This window comes from Hymenobacter sp. PAMC 26628 (genome assembly GCF_001562275.1).
Lineage (GTDB): Bacteria > Bacteroidota > Bacteroidia > Cytophagales > Hymenobacteraceae > Hymenobacter.
In genome coordinates, this window is the sequence record NZ_CP014304.1 from 2,105,930 (window position 1) to 2,126,177 (window position 20,248).

Here is a 20,248-nt window from a genome sequence, read left to right on the forward strand (position 1 = left end):
ATAAATTTAGCAAAAGTGCAACTTATAGGCTACCAGCATCAATCAGCGTCTCGCGGTGGATGTAGCCTTTAAATACCTGGCCCGGCACCGGCAGCGCGCCACTCGTGCCGCCGGTGTACTCGAAGCGCCGCCGCCGCCGCAGCACGGGCCCCACGCCCTGGGCCAGCACCTGCTGGTAGGTGCGCAGGTAGTAGAGGTTGTCTTCGTACACGTTGGTATTGTTCAGGGCCGTGTCCACGGCGGTGGCCGTCGTGGGGTAGGCCCGGGCCGTGCCGCCGAGCACCGCCGTGGTGTAGGGGGCCCCCACGCGGCGGTAGCTGCGGGTAGTGGCGCTCACCGTGTCGGCCGAGTTGTTGTTGAAGGCGTTGAAGTTCCAGATGCGGCCGGTGCGCGCCGGGAACACGGCCTCCACGGTGCGCTTGTTGCCGCGGTTCAGCACCACGGCGTTGGTGCTCACGCTCAGGGCAAACACGCTATCGGCCACCCAGGCGTCGGCGGTGGTGGCGCGGCGGGCGCGCTCCACGCGGTAGGCCAGCTGGCCGGCGGCATCGGCGTAGGTGCCCGTGATGGCCTCGCGCAGCTGGTAGGGCGTGCCCACCGTGCGCACGTAGTTGTTCCAGGTCGTGTCCACCACCTGGTAGGCGCGGTAGGTGCCCACGGCCACGGGGTAGTAGGCGTTGCCGTAATCGGGCGCGGGCGAGTCTTGGGTGCGGCACCCGGCCAGGGCCAGCAGGGCCCCGGCGGCGCTCAGGAGCGGGTAGCGTAAACGCATAGCAATCGGTAGAATAGGCAACAGAACAACGAATAAACGGGAACAACCGGCAAGTTATTGGCGGGCCGCCGAAGACCCGTAGAATTCTTCCGCAACCCGCCAATAATCTTATTTTATCCTGGCATCATCTTAAAGCATGCCCGCCAGTAGCCCGCTGGGGGCCCTACGCCACCGGCACTTCCATCCGGGCAAACGGCAGGGGCGCCTCGCCAATAACGTGGCGCTCGATCCAGCCGCCGCCCAGCACGTCGTCGCCTTCGTAGAACACGGCCGCCTGGCCCGGGGTGACGGCGTGCACAGGCTCCTCAAAATAGACGTGGATTTTGCCGCCCACTTCCTCCAAAAACGCCGGGGCCCCGTCGTGGTTGTAGCGCACTTTCACCACGGCCGGCACCAGGCCGCGCCCCTCCAGGGTGGCGTACTTGCCGGGGTTGAGCTGGCCCACCACGGTGGCCGTGCTGGCCAAATCGTCGTAGTTGCCCAGCACCACTTCGTTGGTATCGGGCCGGATTTCCGTTACGTAGGCCGGGAAGCCCAGCGCGATGCCCAGCCCCTTGCGCTGCCCAATGGTGTAGAACGGGTAGCCCTCGTGGCGGCCCAGTTCGGCGCCGTTTTTGTCCACGAAGCGGCCACCGGCCACGCGCGCCTCCAGGCCCGGCACGCGCCGGCGCAGGAAGCCCCGGTAGTCGTTGTCGGGGATGAAGCAGATTTCGTAGCTCTCGGGCTTGTTTACCAGGGCGGTGAAGCCGCGGCGGCGGGCCTCGTCGTAAATCGCGGTTTTGCGCATCTGGCCCAGCGGAAACAGCGTGCGGCTCAGGCTGGCCTGGCTCACGCCCCACAGCGCGTAGCTCTGGTCCTTGTGGTCGTCGAGGCCTTTGCTCACCACGAAGCGACCAGTGTCGGCATCTTGCCGCACCTGGGCGTAGTGGCCGGTGGCGATGAACTGGCAACCGAGCTGGTCGGCCCGGCGCAGCAGCGCGTCCCACTTGATGTGGGTGTTGCAAAGCACGCAGGGGTTGGGCGTGCGCCCGGCCAGGTACTCGTCGGTGAAGTTGTTGATGACAAAATCGCCGAACTCGTCGCGGATGTCGATGATGTAGTGCGGGAAGCCCAGGTCCACGGCAATCTGCCGGGCGTCGTTGATGCTGTCGAGCGAGCAGCAGCCGGTTTCTTTTTTCGACCCGCCCGCCGAGGCGTAGTCCCAGGTTTTCATGGTCATGCCGACCACTTCGTAGCCCTGCTCGTGCAGGAGCACGGCGGCCACCGACGAGTCGATGCCACCGCTCATGGCCACGAGAACGCGGCCTTTGGGGTTGTTTTCCATTTGGTTCTGAACAGCACCCGAAAGGTGAATGGTTTGGCTGCCGTCCGAAACGCAAAGGTACGGCGGATAGTAAGATGTGAAGAATGTGGGTGAATGTGGGAATGTGAAGAATGTAAGTGCGTGCAGCCGACGTGAAGAATGTGGGGAAATGCGGCAGATGTGCAGGGTGTAGGCAAATGAAAACTTGTCCGTGCGACCTTTGCCCCGGCATCATTTCCCACATGTGCCACATTCCTCCGCATCCCCACATCCAAACCATGGCCCTTCGCATCCCCGTCCTCGTCCGCGGCATCAACAATTTATCCGACGCGCGCTACTGCGCCGGCATGGGCGCCGACGGCCTCATCTTCACCCTCGACCCCGAGCTGCCCGGCGCCATCGACCCCGCCACGGCCCGGGAGCTGGCCGGCTGGGTGGCCGGTGTGGAACTCATCGGTGAATTCGGCGACGCCGACCCCGCGCAGCTTGTGGCCGTGGCCGCCGCCTGCGGCCTCGACCGGGTGCTGCTGCACGAAGCACCTTTTTTCATTCCCGGCCTGCACGAGCCCCTGCCCTTCCCGGTGCTGCGCGAAACCGACCTGCTCACCGCCCTCCAGGCCCTCATCGACCCCGACCTGGCCCACGACCTGCGCAGCGCCGACTTCGCCCCCACTGGCGGGGCCGTGTTGATTACGCTGCCCAGCGGGGCCGACCTCGTGGGCTGGCAGGAGCAGTTGGGGGCCCTGGCCCGGCAGTTTCCGCTGTGGCTGGGCGGCGACTTCACCGCCGCCGACCTGCCCGGCCTGCTCAACGGCGTGCGCCCGGCCGGCCTGGTGCTGCAAGGCGGCGACGAGCTCAAGCCCGGCCTGCGTGATTTCACCGGCCTGGAAGAGATTTTTGAGGCCCTGGAGGAAGTGGAATAGGGCCCCGGCTGGGGCCCGGGGCCCCAAGCTGCGCCGGCAAATTGCGCACCCCGGCCCCCGGCAGGGCGCTACTTCTGGCCGAAGGCGGAGCGTCCTTCGCCCGGTAATTCGAGTATTTTGCGGGGAATAAGTAGGCGTTCGGCGAGCTGGCGGGCGGGGCGGCAAACTGGCCGCGGCACCGGGGGCGTAGGTGGCCCAACTCTCCGCTCCCCATGAACCACTCGCTCACTTTCGCCCTCGTCCTTGGCACCGTCCTCGCCGGGCAGGCGCAAACCGTCAAAACCCGCCCGTCCGCCGCCTTGCTCGCCATGCAGGGAAACGCGTACTCTCCCGCGCCGGTCCAGGCCCAGACCTACCGCCTGGCCGGCCGGGTGTTCGACCCCGAGGGCAACCCCTTGCCGGGGGCCACGTTGCTGGTAAAGGGCACGAACCAAGTGGTCAGCACCGACGCGGCGGGCAACTTTACATTAGAGCTGCCCGCCCGCACCCCCAATACCCTGGTGGCGGGCTACGGCGGCTGCGAAGACCTTACCCTGCCGCTGGGCCCCAACCAGCCCCAGCTCAACGTGCACCTGCGGCCGATTTTGGCCGACGGCCTCGACCGGGCCCTGCGCGTGGGCGACTTGGCGCCGGACTTCGACTTGCCGACCACCGCCGGCACCACCTTCAAGCTCAGCGAGCACCGCGGCCACCCCGTGGTGCTGTACTTCTACCCCAAAGACGGCTCGTCGGGCTGCACCAAAGAGGCCTGCTCGTTCCGCGACCAGTACGAGGACTTTGCGGCGCTGGGTGCGGAGGTCATCGGCATCAGCTCGGATTCCGAACGCTCGCACCGCCAGTTCACGGCCAAGTACGACCTGCCGTTTCCGCTCCTCAGCGACAACGGCGGGCAGCTGCGCCGCAAGTATGCCGTGCCCCGCGCCGCGTTGGGCCTGCTCCCGGGCCGCGTCACCTACGTGCTCGACGGCGAAGGGCGCGTGCGCTACGTGTTCAATTCGCTTACCGACGCCACCGACCACGTAGTCAACGCCAAAGCCATCCTTCAAAACTTGTAGGGTGGCTTTGGCCAGCGCTCCGGCTGGTGAGCAGCGCGCCGGAGCGCCGGCGTTGGGGCCCCGGCGTTGGGGCCCCGGGGTCCGAGCAGTGGCAGCGTACATCTTAAACCTGGTGAGCAGCCGGCTGAGCTAGGGCCGCAGGCCAGACCGCCCGGGGCCCTAGCTCAGCCGGAACCGCAGGTACTTAATGGGCACGCCCACCGCCCGGTACTTGCCCTCAAAGTTGGTTTGGATGGCCTGGGCTTCGGCAAAGCCGGGGCCCTCTTCGGCGTACAAGTCGCGGGTTTGCACGTCCACCGCCGCGCCCGGCCGGGCGGCTAGGATTTCCAAGGTGTAGTCAAACAGGCCGTCGTTGTCGGTTTTGAGGTGCAGTGGGGCCCCAGGGGCCAGCAGCTCGTGGTACTGGTTCAGGAAGCGCGGCGAAGTGAGGCGGCGCTTGATGTCGCGGTCGCGCGGCCGCGGGTCCGGAAACGTAATCCAGATTTCGCTCAGCTCGCCGGTACTGAACTGCGCCGTTAGGGCTTCGGCCCGGGCCCGCACGAAGCCCACGTTGGCCAGGCCCAGGGCAGCGGCCCGCGTGCTGCCCGACCACAGCCGCTCGCCCTTGATGTCGAGGCCCAGGAAATTGCGCTGCGGATGGCGCTGCGCCAAGCCTACCGTGTACTCGCCCTTGCCGCAGCCCATTTCCAGGGTCAGCGGGTGGTCGTTATGGAAAAAATCGGCCCGCCAGCGGCCCCCCAGGGTTTCGAATTCGGGCTTGCCCGGCTCTATGACGTCGGGGCGGGTAGCGTTATCAGCAAAGCGGTGGAGTTTGACGCGGGGCAAAGCAGGGAAGTAAGCGAAGGAACGAATGAAAGTTATAGAGCCAACTGAACAACTGTAGCGTGGACTTTAGCTTCGCTGACCTTTGGTTGAAGTCCACGCTACAGTTGTTCAGTTGGCTAGTGGTACAGTTCCGGCACCTCCGCCACTACGAAGGTGCTGCCGCCAATGAACACCACATCGGCGGGGCCCGCGGCAGCGCGGGCGGCGGCTACCGCGGCGGCCACCGGACCGTAGGCTTGGCCGGCCAGCCCCACGGCCGCGGCACGGGCCGCCAGCTCATCGGCCGGCAGAGCCCGGGGGATGTCGGCTTGGCAAAAATAATATGTGGCGTCGGGCGGCAACAGCGCCAGCACGGGCCCCACGTCCTTGTCGTTCACCGTGCCGATGACTAGGTGCAGCCGCTCGTGCGGCACGCGCAGCAGCTGCTGCATCACCAGGCGCAGGCCGGCCTCGTTGTGGCCCGTGTCGGCCACCGCCAGCGGCGCGTGGCCCAGAATGCTCCACCGCCCGCGCAGGCCAGTGAGGGGCCCCACGTCGCGCAGGCCCCGGCGCACGGCGGCCTCGGGCAGCACAAAGCCCTGGGCCCGCAGCTCGTCGAGCACGGCTAGCACGCCGGGCAGGTTCAGGGCCTGGTAGTCGCCGAGCAGACCCACGGCGGCATCGAGCAGGAATGGGGCCCCGGCGCGTTCCACGTCGAACAGCTGGGTGCCGGCGGGGGCGTCGGCTTCCGTGGTAGGCACCGGGTGGGCCCGGTAGCGCTGGTCAGCCCAGGTGAGGGGCGCGGCTTCGGCAGCGGCTTTGGCCGCGAACACGGCCGCTACTTCGGGCTGCGTTTGGCTGACGACCACCGGCACGCCGGGCTTGATGATGCCCGCTTTCTCGCCCGCAATTTCGGGCAGTGTGTTGCCCAGCATCGCTTGGTGGTCGTAGCTGATGTTGGTGATGAGCGACACGAGCGGCGTGATGACGTTCGTGGAATCGAGCCGGCCGCCCAGGCCCACCTCCACCATGGCCACGTCCACGGCTTCGTCGGCGAAGTAGCAGAAGGCCAGGGCCACACACATTTCAAAAAACGAGGGCTGCACATCAGCAAACAGGCCGCGCCACTTTTCCACCCAGGCCACCAGGTAATCGGGAGACAGCTCCTGCCCGTTCAGGCGCACCCGCTCGGTGAAGGCGCGCAGGTGCGGCGAGGTGTAGAGGCCCACCTTGTAGCCGGCGCTTTGCAGCACCGCCGCCACCAAGTGCGAGCTGCTGCCCTTGCCGTTGGTGCCCGCCACGTGCACGCTGCGGAAGCGCCGCTCCGGGTGGCCCATGGCTGCCATTATGGCTTCGGTGTTACCCAAGCCTTTCTTGAAGCCCGCCGCCCCTACCCGCTGGTACATGGGCAGTTGTGCGTAGAGAAAAGTCAGTGTTTCGTCGTAGTTCATGGGGGTTACTACCAAGGCGTCAGGCAGCGCGGCTGGCGAGCAGCCAAAGCAATTGCGCCCGGGGCCCCAGCTATTTATTGAACTGAAATCTTGAACGTGTAGAAGCCCGTGGCCCCGCCGGTGCCGTTGTTGGTGCGCCGGAAGCTGGCGTTTTGCAGGGCGTCGCGGCACAGCTTTTCCTGGGCCGGCGACACGTTGCCCGACACCTTGGTGACGCCTTCCACCTCCCCATTCTCGTCAATCTTAATCTTGAAACGCACGATGCCCGAGTTATCGTCCACGGCGGCCACCTTGGGCACCGCCGCCGCGGCCCAGCCGCTCATTTCCAGGCCGTCGCCGCTGCCGTTGCCACGGCCCCGGCCACTGCCGCCGCCCGAGCCGCCGCCGTCACCATCGCCGCCGCCGTACAGCGCCTTGGCGTTCAGCGAGCCACGCGGGTCGCCTTGGTCCCCCACGGTGCCGGGGCGGTCGCCGTTGTTGTTGCCGGTGGGCGCGGTGCTGCTGCCGTTCACACCGTTGCCGCCGCCCGTGGCCGTGCCCTTGGGCGAGAACGTAACGGCCACCTTACGGGCCGGCTTGGGCACTTCCTTCACTTCCTCCTTAGGCGGCGCGGGCGTGGCCACCACGGGGGCCGTCACGGGGCTCTCCTCGGCGTCGCTGGTGATGATTTTTTCGGCGGCCGGGGGCGTGGGCGTGGCTTGGGCCACGGCCGTTACGGGCCGGGGTTCGGGCGCGGCGGCGGGCGGGCGGCTGTCCTGGCGGTTGGGCGAGGCGTTGGCGGTGGCCGTGGTTTGCACGTCGCCGCTGCCAGCCGCGTCCACGCCGTAGTTCAGCTCAACGCCGCCCCCGCCGGGCGTGGCAATCTCGTCGAGCGGCGGGTTGGGGCCCCTAAATACGGTGAACAGGCAAAACAGGACTAGGGCCACGTGGATGGCCACGGTACCAATCAGAGCCTCGCGGCGGTGCTGTTCGGGATAGTCGAGGGCCATTGCATTTGAGCTGTTAGCTACTAGCTGTCAGCTGTTAGCTTTTGTGGTTTACCGAGAAGGTTACTGTTCTTGAAACGAAAGCTAAGTGCTAAAAGCTGTTAGCAAACAGCTAAAGCCAAGCTATTTCCCAGCGGCCTGCTGGGCCTGGGTGGCCATCACCATTTTGATCTTCAAACGGTTCCCGATTTCAAGAATATCCACCAGCTTCTGCACGTTTTGCGAGGCATCGACGCGCAGTACCACCGTGGGCGTGTCGAGGTTGTTCTTGCCGATGAGGGCCGTCAGCTCCGTTTCCAACTCGGTGGGCTGCACAGGCTTTTTGTTGACGAAGTAGGCCCCCGCGGCATCTACGGACACGGTAATGGGCTGCTTCATCACCTGCTTGCTGCTTTTGGCGTTGGGCAGCAGCAGCTTGATAACGTTCGGGTTCACCATCGTGCTAACGATGAGGAAGAACAGCATCAGGAAAAACATGATGTCGTTCATCGACCCCGTTTCGACGTGTGAGGTCAGGCGATGGCGGCGGGAAAGGTTCAAGGTAAATGTGGAAAAATGATGATGTGGAAATGAAAAAATACCCTAATCGGAATGGCCGCTTTTTCTAACTAGAATCAACTGCCATTCATCACATTTTCACATTCTTGAATTTCCACATTTAAAATTAGTTATCCTGCAAAATATCCATGAACTCGATGGCTGAGTTCTCCATGCGGAACACCATGCGCTCGACCAGGATGCTAAGCCAGTGGTAGCCGGCGTGGGCGATGATGCCCACGATGAGGCCCGCGGCCGAGGTTACCATCTTGGTGTAGAGGCCCCCGGCAATCTGGGCGATGCCGAAGTCACCGGTGGCGTTGATGGCGTAGAAAATCTTGATCACGCCGATGATTGTGCCTACGAAGCCCAGCATGGGCGCAATGCCGGCAATGATGCCCAGGATGTTGATGTTCTTTTCGAGGCGGGCAATTTCAATCTTGCCCACGTTTTCCACGCTGGCTTCGATTTCGGTGAGCGGCAGGCCCAGGCGGCGCAGGCCTTTCTCGACCATGCGGGCCAGCGGCGAGGGGTTTTGGGCGCACAGCAGCTTGGCGCCCTGGACGTCGCTCTTCACCATTAGGGCCCGGATGCCGTTCATGAACGACTCGGGCTGCCCCCCGGCCTTGCGGATGGTGAGGTAGCGCTCCAAGATGATGTAGACCGAAACGAACAGCAAAATGAACAAGGGCAGCATGATCCAGCCGCCCTTCAGAATCAAATCGATGAGCGAGAGCCCACCGCCGGCTTGGTTGGCGGCATTCACGGCTGCGTTTACGGAATCGGGGGCGGCCGAAACCGCCGCGTTGGTAACCTGTAACAGGAGAATGGACATTCGTAGGAAGTAGCTTTAATTAGCCAGCACCCAGAGGTCTTTCCCCAGGTGGGTTTGGGTGCGCATGCGCTGCGCCTCGCGCTCGGCCGTCCGCTTGTCGGCGTAGTCGTCGATGGAAACTTTGATTTTATGGCCGCTGAACCGGGGCAGCACCACGCGCGAGCGGTGGCCCAGTTTGGCCAGCACCTGCCGCTGCACCTGCGCCGCCGCCAGCGTGCGGAAGCTGCCGCCCACGATGTAATAACGGCCCGTAGGCGCATTAATTGTGGGGCTGAACACTGCGGCGGCGGGGGCAGCTTTGGTTGCTCCCCTCGCAGCCGGCTTGGCAATGGCTGCTGTTGGCTTGGCCACGGGCGTGGCGGTTTTGGTAATGGTCGCGGGCTTGGCCACCGTCTTTGCGGCGGGCGCCAGCACTGGGTTCGCAGGGGTCGAGGCCAGTTCATTGGCTTCGGCCATTAAGCTGGGGTCCTCCTCAGTGGGTGCAGTAGCCACGGGAGCCGTAGCTACGGGCACCGGGTTCCAGGTTTGGCGGGCCAGGCCGGCCTGCTGGGGCCCCGGCGTGGCGGGGCGGGCATCGGCCCACAGTGGCAGGCGGCTCTGCCAGGCCACGGGCATGTAGCCGCTGTGCAGGGCAAACAAGTAGTTGGCCGACACCAAGAGCCCAGCCACCAAGCCGATGGCCGCGTAGCTGAATACGCGGCGGCGGGTGGGCCGGGCCGGGTGCAGCCGCGGCGCGGGCAGCGCCTGCGGGGCGCGGGCCCCGGTGCGGGCCGCGGCGCGCACGGGCCGGGCCGCCAGCTCGGGCAAGCCGTAGGCGGCCGGCAGCAGCGTATCGGTGCCGGTGTACTCGAACGAGAGGCCGCGGCCGGCGGCGCGGCGAAACACGCCGATGCCCGGCAGCTCGGTGCGGCTGGTGGCGTCCAGGTCGTGCTGCAAGCCGGCCACGGCGGTGCGCAGGGCCTCCCGGGCCTGCGCGGCGGGCACGCCCAGGTGCTGGGCCAGGGCGTCCACGAGCAGGCCATCGTTGCGGGTCAGGGCTTGGTTGAAGGCCACCAGGCGGGCCGGCGGGCTCACGGCATGGCGGTTGGCCTGCACCCGGGCCGGTACGGCATCGGCCACCAGTCCCCCAAAATCCGGAATAATCACGCAGTCGTGGTCGCGGAGCAGGGGGCGGATGTGGTCGGCGAGGTGCATAGAGAGTGGCGTTGGATTGCGGCTGGTGCAAGGGTTGGCTGTTCAATGGAGCTTCCCGGCGCGGGGTATTAACCCGGCAAGTAAGCGCTTAACAATCAACAATTCAACCAGCAACAATTAAATCTTTAAAACGTGTAAGTCACCCCGCCGATGATGTTAATCCCCTTGACGGGGTAGCGGTAAAACCGCTGGTATTGACGGTTGGCGAGGTTATTACCCATTGCAAAGATGGATAAATTTGACGTAACGCGGTAATCGGCGCGCAGGTTGAGGTCGTAAATCGGCGACGTGGCGCGGTAAAAATCGGGCACCTGGTTGACGTAGCTGACGCTGTAGCTGGCCGAGTAGAAGTAGGTTTCGACGCCCAGCAGCAGCTTGTCCGACACGTTGTAGGTGCCGAACACGGTGGCCTGGAACTCGGGCCGGCCGTAGGGCTGGGCCAGCGCCCGGGTGCCGTAGTGGTTGTAGTCGGCCCGGGCCCCCACGCGGTACTTTTCGCCCGTGCCGTACAGCGCCTCGGCGTGCAGGTTTACGTTGGTGGTGCCCTCGTCGTCGTACACCAGGTTGAACTTGTCCTGGTGCAACGGGTCGCTGAGGTAGAAGTACAGGTTCTTGTCGCGGCTGAAGGTCAGGCGGCCGTTCAGCTCCAGGCCACGCGCCGGGGCGGCGGTGAAGCCCGCGTACACGGTGGGGCCCCGGCGGGTGTCGGCTACGTACACGTTGCGGTTCAGCCAGGGGTTTTCGGCGGTGATGTCGTTGCGCGTCACGCGCTGGATGGCCCCGCCCAGGCCCCCATACACGGTGAACTGCTCGGGCACCACGGCGTAGCCCACCCGGATGGCCGGGTACACGGCCCCGCGGCTCACGCCGTTGAGCAGGTCGGAGGAGTAGCCCAGGGTGAGGCCCAGGGCCAGGTTCAGGCGGTCGCGCTTCACCTCGTAGGCCGGCGTCACCTGCACGAAGTTGCGCGAGCGGGTGGCCGAGTCCTTATCGGTGATGAACGAGGCGTCGCCGTTCAGCACGAAGCGGCTTGTCTCGCTCAGGGCATAGCCCAGCTTGGCGTTCAGCAGCACGTTACTTTCAGAGGCCGAGAAGTGGTCGTTCCAGTACTTGTAGCCCACGCCCAGTTCGTATTGCAGCGGGGCGCTGGGGGCCTGGTTGCGGGCGTAGGCCCGGGCCCCGAAGCGCGTAAACACCTGCTTGAGGTCGCCGACATCGGGCGTGGGCTGGGGCACCGGCGAGGTGGCCGGGCCGGTATAGCCATAGAAGTTGTACCGCTCGCGGCTCACGTCCAGGGCCCCGCCGAAGGCCGCGTTGCCGCGGTAAATCTCGCCGGTTAGAGCGGCGCTGGTTTGCGACACGCCCGAGTTCTTGCCGTCTATGGGCCCGGTCAGCGAGTTGATGTGCTTGAGGTCGAGGCCGTAGCTGTGGTCGGTGCTGCGGGCGCTGTGCAGGTAGGCCCGGCCGTAGAAGGTGCCGTAGTTGCCGATGCCCGCCTTGAGGTAGTTGCCGGTGAGCGGCGCCAGCTCCTCCTGCTTGATGGTGAGCACCTGCACCGAGGGAACGAGGCGGTCGGGCGGCAGCCGGAAATCGGGGAAAGTGTAGGCCGGGGCCGCCGTGGTTTTGGGCGAGGCAGGCACCGCAATTTTGTCGAAGTTGCGGGGGGCCGTGCCCAGCTCGTTCACGCGGTCCTTCACAATCTCAATCTCCGCCTCCTGAATGGTGCCGCCCTTGCGGGGCTTAGTGGGCTGGGCCTGGGCCAAAGCGGGCAGGGCCCCGGCCAGCAGCAGCCCCGCTCCTATTGTGCGGCGTGAATGCTGGGTTATAATATACTTCATTAGTAAGGAGATAAGCAGAGAGTTTTCAATTAAAAATGATGAATTAAAAATTAAAAATTGAGCGGTCCCGATTTGCGTTTTTAGGGCCCCAGCGGCCGGTTTCGCACAGAGTTCACGGAGTTTCACAGAGCAGAATTGCTGGGTGAGTGCTGGCGTGACGGTCCTGGTTTTTAATTTATAATTCTTAATTTTTAATTGACTTGGTGCTGTCGGGGGCTGGCGCGGCGCGGCGCAACGTGTCGGCGGGGGCCCCGGCGGCCGGGGTCGTGGCCGGCGCCAAGCCGCTGCGGGGCGCGGTCGGCTGGCTGCGCGGGGCCGTCGCAGCGCCCTTGGCGGGGGCCGGCGCGGGCTTGGCGGGCGCGGCTTTGGTGGGCCGGGCGGGAGTGGCTTTGATCGGGGCGGCGGCATCGTCGGGGCCCAGGGCGGCTAGCTTTTCGCGGGCGCCGGCCACGATTTCGGGCACCGGGAATTTGTTGTCGATGATGGAATTGAGCGTGCCGCGGGCCTGGAAGTTGTCGCCCTGGGCGGCGTACACGTCGGCCACCAGCAGGAAGGCCCGGCCCTGCCACAGCTCGAAGTTGCCGAAGTCGCTGTTGTTGCGCAGGGCCGTTTTCAGGGCCTCGTCGTACTGCTTTTGCTTGAACTGGGTGTCGGCCAGCAGGTAGTTGGCCTCGGCCCCGACCGCGTCGCCCGGCGCGGCGGCCACGGTGGCGGCCAGCTCGGTGGCAGCCTGGTCGAGGGCCCCGGTGCGGTAGCTGGCCTTGCCCAGGTAGAGCAGCGCGGCGTTGGTGGCGCTGGCGGGGGCCCCGGCCTGGGTGCGCAGCTCCTCGGCCACGCGGCGGGTGGCGGGGTAGTCGGCGCTTTCGTACTCGGCCTTCAGCAGGCCCAGGGTGGCGTTGGCCACCTCGCGGCGGTTGGTGCTGGCCGTGCGCAGCCGGGTGTAGTACTCGATGGCCTCGGGGTAGTTCTGGGTTTCGAGGTCGAGGTCGGCGGCGCGGCCCAGGGCCCGGTTCACGAACTCGCTCTTGTTCTCCGTCACCACGGCGCGCAGGCGCGGCAGGGCCTCGGCCTTGTTGCCGGTTTTCAGGTACGAGTCGGCCAGGTAGTAGCGGGCGTTGGCGCCCAGGGCATTGTCGGGGTACTGCTTGAGGAAGCCTTCCAGGCGCTGGATGGCCTGGGGGTACTTCTCGGCCAGGTACAGCGACTTGGCCGCCTCCAGCTCCACGCTTTCGGTGGCCTTGCTGTCGGGGTTCTGGGCCTTAAAGGCGGCCAAGGCCCCATCGAAGTCCTCCGTTTTGCCCTGCGCGGCCAGGCTTTCCTGCAAGCTGTAGATGGCCTGGTTAGCGGCATCCGAGCGCGGGAAGTCTGTCAGCACGCGGCGGAAATCGGCCACGGCGGCGTCCTGCTTTTGCAGGTTGGCGTAGGCCACGCCGCGCTTTTGCAGGGCCTGGGGCACGAGCGGGCTGCTGGGCCGGCCGGTGATGAGCTTCGTGAAGCCGTCCACCGCCGGCTGGTAGTCGCCGGCCTCAAACGCCAGCTGCGCCTGCTGGAAGGCGGCCTGCTCGGCGTAGCGCGAGTTAGGGCTCGTGCGCAGCAGCGTGGCCAAGGTTTGGTCGGCCTCGGCGCGGCGGCCCATCTGGCCCAGCGTCACGCCCTTTTGGTAGTAGGCGTAGTCTTTGTCGGAGGCGTTGGCCTGAATCACCTTGTCGTAGCCGGCCAGCGCGGGCGCGTAGCTTTTGGCCACGTAGCTGAGGTCGGCCAGGCGCAGGGTGGCGTCGTAGTAATTGGCGTCGCGGGTTTTGCTGGCGTCGTCGGCCGCCAGGTAGGCCTGGAACTGGGGCCGGGCCTGGGCGTACTGCTTCGTATTATAGTAGGCGTAGCCGAGGCCGTAGCGGGCGCGCTGCTCGAAGGCCACTTCGTCGGGCGACACGCCGCCCTGGCGCACGGTGCGGGCCGCAGCGGCGTAGGCCGTGGCGGCCTCGGGGTAGCGCTGGCCCACGCTGTAAACCTCGCCCCGCAGCACCTGCGCGGCGGCCCGCAGCGCATCGTCCGACGGGTACTTGAGCGACTTGTCCAGCAGTGCCAGCGCCGGGTCGTACTGCCCGGCGTTGTAAAGCGTGGCGGCCTGGGCGTAGGTCACGCGCTGGTAGGTGGCGTTCAGTTTGGGGCCCCGGTCGTCGAGGCCTTCGAGGTAGTCGATGGCCGCAGCGTAGTCGGTGGAGGCCAGAAAGCCGCTGCTCAGCAAGTCGTCCACGGTGGCCTGGTTGGCCGAGCGCGGGAACTTGCGGCGGAAGTCCCGGAGCACGGCCACCACTTCGGCCTGGTTGCCCAGCTCGGCCTGCACCTGGGCGAGCTTGAGGGTGGCGTTTTCGGCCACGTCCTTCTGCACGGGGCCCTGGCGGGCGGCCTCGAAGGCCGTGACGGCCTGGGGCTTCTGGCCGGCTTGCAGGTAGCTCAGGCCCAAGTGGTAGGCGGCGTTCTGGCCCAGCGTGTCGCGGTGGGCGGCCACGGCGCGCAGGTTGGTGATGGCGCCTTTGTAGTCGCCGGTTTTGTAGTTGGCGAAGCCGATTTTGTATTGCAGTGCCGGCTCAATCTTGTTTTTGCGGGCGGCCGCGTACTGGTCGTAGTAGCCCACGGCCTGCTTGTAGTCCGTTTTCTGGTAGTAGGCGTCGCCCACCAGCAGCTGGATTTCGTTGGCGTTCTGAGGCGGCGGGGTTTGGCGCAGGCGGGGCGCGGCGTAGGCAATCAGGCCGTCGTAGTCGCCTTCCTTGTAGTAAATCTGCGTCATGATGGCCGGCACCACGGGCTTGTAATCGTCGTTTTGCTCGGCCACGGCCAGGTCGGCGCGGGCGGCGGCGTAGGCCCCGGCGCGGTAGCCGAGGTAGCCGGCGTAGTAGGCGCTGGCGTAGCGGTAGGGCCCCTGGGCCTGCTTGCTGCGGTCGAACAGCAGACGGGCCTGGTCGTAGTCCTTCTGCTGGAAGTGGCTGTAGGCCAGCTTAAAATCGGACTCGGCCCGCTGCCCATCGCTGAGGTTGGCGGGGGCCACCTTCTGGAAGTAGGCAATGGCCTGCGGGTAGTTCTGCTGGTCGAAGTAGAACTTGCCCAGCTCGAAGTAGGCCACCGCGGCGCGCGGGTGGGCCGGGTGGGCGGCCACGAAGGCCAGCACGAGGCCCTCGGCGTCGGGGTGCAGCAGGTAGAGGCCGCTCACGGCGTAGTAGTACTCGGCGTCGGCGGTGCGGTCGCGGGCCAGGGGCTCCTGGCGGCCGGTGCGGCGCGGCTCCACGTCCAGGTACTGCTGGAAGGCCACCTGGGCGGCCCCGTACTGCTGGCGGTCGAACAGCTCGAGCCCTTCCTGGAAAAACCGCTCGTCGCTGGCAAACACCTGGGTTTGCTGGGCCAGGGCGGCCGCCGGGGCCGCCGCCGTGAGCGTGGCGGCCAGCGCCAGCCGGGGAAATAGCTTCATCGGGAAATGGTAGCGTGAAGGGGCCGCGAGGGGCCCGGGAGGCATCAAAAGTAGACAAAAATGGTGCGCAAGGCCCCGGCGGGCCTTTTCGGGCCCCAGGCCAACGCCGGGAATAATTAAAAATTATGAATTAGAAATTATGAATTAAAAGCGCAGCAGTAGGTTCTCCTGCCCTTTTAATTTCTAATTCATAGTTGAGCGGTGGTTTAAAATGAGGTGGTCCGGCGAATTGCCCGCAAGGCTTCGTCGGATCACTCGCACTAAAAAATAGCGGTTTTAAGACCTCACTAGCGTGGTCCGACGACGGAAAAATTCGCCGAACCACCCCACTTTAGGCCACCGCCTAATTTCTAATTCATAATTTTTAATTCATAATTATTCCAATGCCCTACCACAGCTGGTGCACCAGCGGCCGGATGCGGCGCTGGTACACGTCGCGCACGGCGGCCATTTGGCCGATTTCCAGGGGTGGCAGGTCGGCGGCGCGCAGGTTGCTTTCGAGCTGGGCGGGGCGCGAGGCCCCCGGAATCACGCAGCTCACTTCGTCGAACATCAGCACCCAGCGCAAGGCCGCCGCGGCCAAGGCCCCCTCGCCGGGAAACACGGCCTTCAGCTCCTCCACGGCGGCCAGGCCGGTGGCGTAGTCCACGCCGGCGAAGGTTTCGCCCTTGTCGAAGGCCGCGCCGTCGCGGTTGAAATGGCGGTGGTCGTCGGGGGCAAACTCGGTCTGGGGCCCAAACTTGCCCGTGAGCAAGCCGCTGGCCAGCGGCACCCGCACGATGATGCCCACGTCGCGGCGCTTGGCTTCCGGAAAGAGCAGCTCGGCCGGGCGCTGGCGAAACAGGTTGAAGATGACTTGCAGCGTGGCCACGTTGGGGTATTCCAGGGCCTTGAGGCCTTCCTCCACCCGCTCCACGCTCACGCCCAGGTTTTGCACTTTGCCTTCTTCGCGCAGCTTATCGAACAGCTCGAAGATTTCGGGGCGGTAGAACACGTCGGTGGGCGGGCAGTGCAGCTGCACCAGGTCGAGGGCGTCGAGGCCGGTGTTGCGCAGGCTGTCCTCCACGAAGCCGCGCAGGGCGGCGGGCTGGTAGGCTTCGTTGGTATGGGGCTGGAGGCGGCGGCCGCACTTGGTGGCCACGAAAATGCGCTCGGACCGGCGGCGCACCAGCCGGCCCACGGCGGCCTCGCTGGCCCCGTCGCCGTACACGTCGGCCGTGTCGATGAAATTAACACCAGCATCGGCTGCGGCGTCGAGGATGGCGTCGGCGGTGGCGTCGGAAAAGGGTTCGCCCCACTTGCCGCCTACCTGCCAGGTGCCGAGGCTGATTTCAGAAACAGAGAAGCCGGTTTTGCCGAGGGTGCGGTGGTGCATAAGGAAAGGGAAAGGAGGAAGGAAAATGGCAGTGTGAAAGCCGCGCGGCCCGGACTGGGGCCCCGCGTGTGGCCCCGTTAACGTACTTTGGCCGCTGCCGTTCGATTCTTGGTGCCCGCCCCCCGTCCTTGTCCGTCTGCCGCGTTGCCCGCCTCCGCAAGCGCTTCGGGGCCCGGCGGGCATTAGCTGGCATTGGGGCGCCGCCGAACTACTTTATCTTATGCCCGAAGTAGGCCCTCTTTGCCGCGGGGGCGCTTCTTACTGCTATTTCTGTCGCATCTATTACGTTGATTTTATGGTTGTTTTTTCCGCGCGTCCGGGGGCTTTGCTCGCTTTGCTTTTGTTTTTGCTGCTGCGTTGGGGGGACCCGGCCCACGCCCAGCGCATCGCCGCTGGCAGCAACAACACCTATTCCATCCAGCCCGACGGCACGCTCTGGGCCTGGGGCGAAGATTACTACGGCCAGCTCGGCCGGAACAACTTGGGCAACCAGCCCGCCCCGGTGCAGGTGGGCTCCGACACGAACTGGAAAAGCGTCAGCGCGGGCTCGTTTTACGTCCTGGCCGTGCGCACCGACGGCACCCTCTGGGCCTGGGGCCTCAATACCAACGGCCAGTTGGGAACTGGCAATACCACCGACCAAAGCGCCCCGGTGCAGGTGGGCACCGCCACCACTTGGCAGAGCGTGGCGGCCGGCTACCGGCTCGCGGTGGCCATCCGCACCGACGGCACCCTCTGGACTTGGGGCAGCAACACCGACGGCACGAGCGTCAACTTGCTCGCCCCCGTACAGGTGGGCACGGCCACGTGGAAGCAGGCCAGCGCCGGCACAAACAACATCCTGGCCGTGCGCACCGACGGCACCCTCTGGGCCTGGGGCAATAATTACTCGGGCCAGCTCGGCACCGGCACCACGCCCGGGACGCCCGTGGTTGCGCCCACGCAAGTGGGCACCGCCACTAACTGGCAAAGCGCGGCCTTGGGCCAGAACTACGCCACCGCGGTGCGTACGGACGGCACCCTCTGGGCCTGGGGCCAAAATTATTACGGCCAGCTCGGCACCGGCAACACCACCGCCCAGCCGCTGCCCGTGCAGGTGGGCCGCGGCGCGGCGTGGCAAGCCGTGGCCGCCGGCTACACCCACGCGGTGGCCCTGCGCGCCGACGGCACCCTCTGGACCTGGGGCAACAACGGCGCTGGCCGGCTCGGCAACGGGGCGGAGCTCCACTACGCGCCGGCGCCGGTGGCCCTGCCCAGCACGTGGCGCAGCGTTGCCGCCGGCTACTACCACACGGCGGCCGTGCGCGCCGACGGCACCCTCTGGAGCTGGGGCTACAACTACAACGGCGAACTGGGCCTGGGCACGACCGTGGACCGCGCTACCCCCGGCCAAATTGGCACGGCCACGGATTGGCAGCGCGTAGTAGCCGGCGACCACCACACGCTGGCCCTGCGCACCAACGGCACCTTGTGGGCCTGGGGCGCCAACTTCGACAATGAACTGGGCCTGGGCACTACCACCAGCCAGAGCGCCCCGGTGCAAGTGGGCACCGCCGCCTGGCTAAGCGTAGCTGCCGGCCAGTTCCACACGGTGGCCGTGCGCGCCGACGGTACCCTGTGGGCCTGGGGCTCCAACTTCGACGGCCAACTCGGCAACGGTACGGCGGCCTCCGCGCCCACTCCCACGCAAGTGGGCACCGCCACGAACTGGCAGAGCGTGGCGGCCGGCTCGTTGCATAGCCTGGCTCTGCGCACCGACGGCACCTTGTGGGCCTGGGGCAACAATGACAATGGCCAACTCGGCAATGGCACCGCCACTACTCAACGCGTCCCCGTGCAGGTGGGCACCGCCGCTTGGCAGAGTGCAGCGGCGGGCCAGTACCACAGCCTAGCCGTGCGCGCCGACGGCACGCTCTGGGCCTGGGGCAACAACGACTACAACCAACTCGGGAGCTTCTTCTACGGCGACCAGTTGGCGCCCGTGCAAGTGGGGCCCGACGCCAACTGGCGCAGCACAAGCGCCGCCGCTTTGCTCTCGCTGGCGGTGCGCGCCGACGGCTCCCTCTGGGCCTGGGGCTACAATTACGAAGGGCAGCTTGGCAACGGCACCACTGCGGCCAGCGGCTTGCCCGAAGCCGTCATCGGCGGGGCCAGCTGGCAAAGCGCCGCGGCCGGCGGCAGCCAAACCGCCGCCCTGCGCGCCGACGGCACGCTCTGGACGTGGGGCAGCAACGACTACGGCCAGCTCGGCAACGGCACCGTGGCCAACCCTTTGCCCATTTACATTCCGTTCGCCGGCACGGCCCTGGCCACGGCGCCCGCCAGCGCCGCCGCCGGCTGGCACCTGGCCCCCAACCCCGCCCACGGCCAAGTGCTGCTGCGGGGCTTAAGCGGTAAAGCCGCCGTGCAGTTATTTGACGCGCAGGGCCGGCTGGTGCGCACTGCCGCCGGGCCCGCCGTGGCGCTCGATGGCCTCGCCCCCGGCCTCTACCTGCTGCAAGCCACGGCCGGCGGCACCACCCGTACCCAGCGCCTGGTGGTAGAATAACGACCTAGCCGGTTGCGCATTTGCTACGCCCCTGCCCTCGCTGGCAGGGGCTTTTTTTGGGTGGCGCGGTATGAGCCCGGCCGATGCGGGCCGGGGCCCCACCGGGCCGCCGTATCTTGCCGCCTGCTCATGCCCGATATCCCGTCCCTGCCCGTCATCCGCGTCTCGCACCTCACCAAGCGCTTCGGGGCCCAGGTGGTGGTGGTTGATCTTTCGTTTGAGGTGGCCGCGGGCGAAACGCTGGTGCTACTGGGCCCCAGCGGCTGCGGCAAAACCACGCTCCTCAAAACCCTCAACCGCCTGATCGAGCCCGACGGCGGCACCATCGAAATCAACGGGCGCGACGTGCGCCAGCAGGCCCCCGAGGCGCTGCGGCGCGGCATTGGCTACGTCATTCAGCAGGTGGGGCTGCTGCCGCATTATACCGTGGCCCAGAACGTTGGCGTGGTGCCCGGCCTGCTGGGCCGCCCGCCCGCCGAAACCGCCGCCCGCACCACCGCGCTGCTCGAGCGCCTGCACCTGCCCGCCGCCCGGTTTGCCGCCATGCTGCCGGCGCAGCTCTCGGGCGGGCAGCAGCAGCGCGTGGGCCTGGCCCGGGCCCTGGCCGCCGACCCGCCGGTGATTCTGCTCGACGAGCCCTTCGGGGCCCTCGACCCCATCACCCGCGCCGCCGTGCGCCGCGACTTCCGCGAGCTGGACGAGCTGCGCCGCAAAACCGTGGTGCTCGTGACCCACGACGTAACCGAGGCCTTCGAGCTGGCCGACCGCATCATGCTGCTCAACCACGGCAAAATTCAGCAGCTGGGGCCCCCACGCGAGTTGCTATTCCATCCGGCCAACGACTTCGTGCGCAGCTTCTTCCAGGCCGAGCGCCTGGCCCTGCAAATGCGCGTGACGACACTAGGCGAGGTGCTACCCTTCGTGGAATATGACGGCCAGGCGGCGCCCGCCGGGGCCCCTACCCTGCCCGGTACCGCCAGCGTGCAGGCCGCTGTGGCGCTGCTCGGCGACACCGGTACTGGCCACCTGGGCATCGCCGGGGCCCCGCAGCCCCTCACGCTGGGGCAGCTGCTGGCCGCCTTCGGGCGGGCCTTGGGGTAGCCCGGGCGGGCGGCGGGCAGCAGGCTTTTGCGGCTAAAAAGGCCGTTAAATTGCTAAAACGGT

General features: G+C 66.4%; 15 protein-coding genes. 4 read left to right on the plus strand and 11 right to left on the minus strand.

Annotated features, from left to right (window positions below; translation table 11 throughout):
- Positions 1–22: 22 nt before the first annotated feature.
- Together AXW84_RS09270 and mnmA are read right to left on the minus strand one after the other, a co-directional pair.
- The gene (locus AXW84_RS09270) at positions 23–772 is read right to left on the minus strand and encodes a hypothetical protein (RefSeq protein WP_068231809.1); all 750 of its coding nucleotides are present in this window, start codon (positions 770–772) and stop codon (positions 23–25) included.
- Positions 773–935: 163 nt separating this feature from the next.
- Positions 936–2,096, minus strand: coding sequence for a tRNA 2-thiouridine(34) synthase MnmA (mnmA, locus tag AXW84_RS09275; RefSeq protein WP_071891141.1), 1,161 nt, complete (start codon positions 2,094–2,096; stop codon positions 936–938).
- A gap of 257 nt (positions 2,097–2,353) precedes the next feature.
- Between mnmA and AXW84_RS09280 the strand changes: the two genes are divergently transcribed.
- Entirely contained in the window at positions 2,354–2,998 is a 645-nt protein-coding gene (locus AXW84_RS09280) for a hypothetical protein (protein WP_068231812.1), read from the plus strand.
- A gap of 212 nt (positions 2,999–3,210) precedes the next feature.
- Positions 3,211–4,053, plus strand: coding sequence for a redoxin domain-containing protein (locus tag AXW84_RS23965; RefSeq protein ID WP_082773797.1), 843 nt, complete (start codon positions 3,211–3,213; stop codon positions 4,051–4,053).
- A gap of 159 nt (positions 4,054–4,212) precedes the next feature.
- On the opposite strand, the gene trmB is transcribed toward AXW84_RS23965, so the two are convergent.
- The 9 genes from trmB to AXW84_RS09330 form a co-directional block, all read right to left on the minus strand.
- Positions 4,213–4,878 carry a tRNA (guanosine(46)-N7)-methyltransferase TrmB gene (gene trmB, locus AXW84_RS09290; protein WP_068231820.1) on the minus strand — a complete coding sequence of 222 codons (666 nt, stop codon included), beginning with the start codon at positions 4,876–4,878 and terminating at the stop codon, positions 4,213–4,215.
- 116 nt (positions 4,879–4,994) lie between these two features.
- Positions 4,995–6,308, minus strand: a complete 1,314-nt coding sequence (locus AXW84_RS09295) for a bifunctional folylpolyglutamate synthase/dihydrofolate synthase (RefSeq protein ID WP_068239157.1) — start codon at positions 6,306–6,308, stop codon at positions 4,995–4,997.
- A gap of 74 nt (positions 6,309–6,382) precedes the next feature.
- Positions 6,383–7,297 carry a hypothetical protein gene (locus AXW84_RS09300; RefSeq protein ID WP_068231823.1) on the minus strand — a complete coding sequence of 305 codons (915 nt, stop codon included), beginning with the start codon at positions 7,295–7,297 and terminating at the stop codon, positions 6,383–6,385.
- A gap of 120 nt (positions 7,298–7,417) precedes the next feature.
- Positions 7,418–7,834 carry an ExbD/TolR family protein gene (locus AXW84_RS09305; protein ID WP_068231826.1) on the minus strand — a complete coding sequence of 139 codons (417 nt, stop codon included), beginning with the start codon at positions 7,832–7,834 and terminating at the stop codon, positions 7,418–7,420.
- Positions 7,835–7,958: 124 nt separating this feature from the next.
- The gene (locus AXW84_RS09310; RefSeq protein ID WP_068231829.1) at positions 7,959–8,666 is read right to left on the minus strand and encodes a MotA/TolQ/ExbB proton channel family protein; all 708 of its coding nucleotides are present in this window, start codon (positions 8,664–8,666) and stop codon (positions 7,959–7,961) included.
- Positions 8,667–8,681: 15 nt separating this feature from the next.
- On the minus strand, positions 8,682–9,860 hold the full coding sequence (locus AXW84_RS09315; protein WP_068231832.1) for an SPOR domain-containing protein: 1,179 nt from the start codon (positions 9,858–9,860) through the stop codon (positions 8,682–8,684).
- A gap of 125 nt (positions 9,861–9,985) precedes the next feature.
- Positions 9,986–11,698: a TonB-dependent receptor gene (locus AXW84_RS09320; RefSeq protein WP_068231837.1), complete on the minus strand. Its 1,713-nt coding sequence runs from the start codon at positions 11,696–11,698 to the stop codon at positions 9,986–9,988.
- Between the two features lie 184 nt (positions 11,699–11,882).
- Positions 11,883–15,161, minus strand: a complete 3,279-nt coding sequence (locus AXW84_RS09325) for a tetratricopeptide repeat protein (RefSeq protein WP_071891143.1) — start codon at positions 15,159–15,161, stop codon at positions 11,883–11,885.
- Positions 15,162–15,549: 388 nt separating this feature from the next.
- A complete protein-coding gene (locus AXW84_RS09330; protein ID WP_068231841.1) occupies positions 15,550–16,536 on the minus strand; it encodes an aldo/keto reductase in 987 nt (328 codons plus the stop codon).
- Positions 16,537–16,882: 346 nt separating this feature from the next.
- Here AXW84_RS09330 and AXW84_RS09335 point away from each other — a divergent pair, with 346 nt between their 5' ends.
- Both AXW84_RS09335 and AXW84_RS09340 read left to right on the plus strand, forming a co-directional pair.
- Entirely contained in the window at positions 16,883–19,084 is a 2,202-nt protein-coding gene (locus tag AXW84_RS09335; protein WP_162268254.1) for an RCC1 domain-containing protein, read from the plus strand.
- A gap of 129 nt (positions 19,085–19,213) precedes the next feature.
- A complete protein-coding gene (locus AXW84_RS09340) occupies positions 19,214–20,185 on the plus strand; it encodes an ABC transporter ATP-binding protein (protein ID WP_071891146.1) in 972 nt (323 codons plus the stop codon).
- Positions 20,186–20,248: the final 63 nt, after the last annotated feature.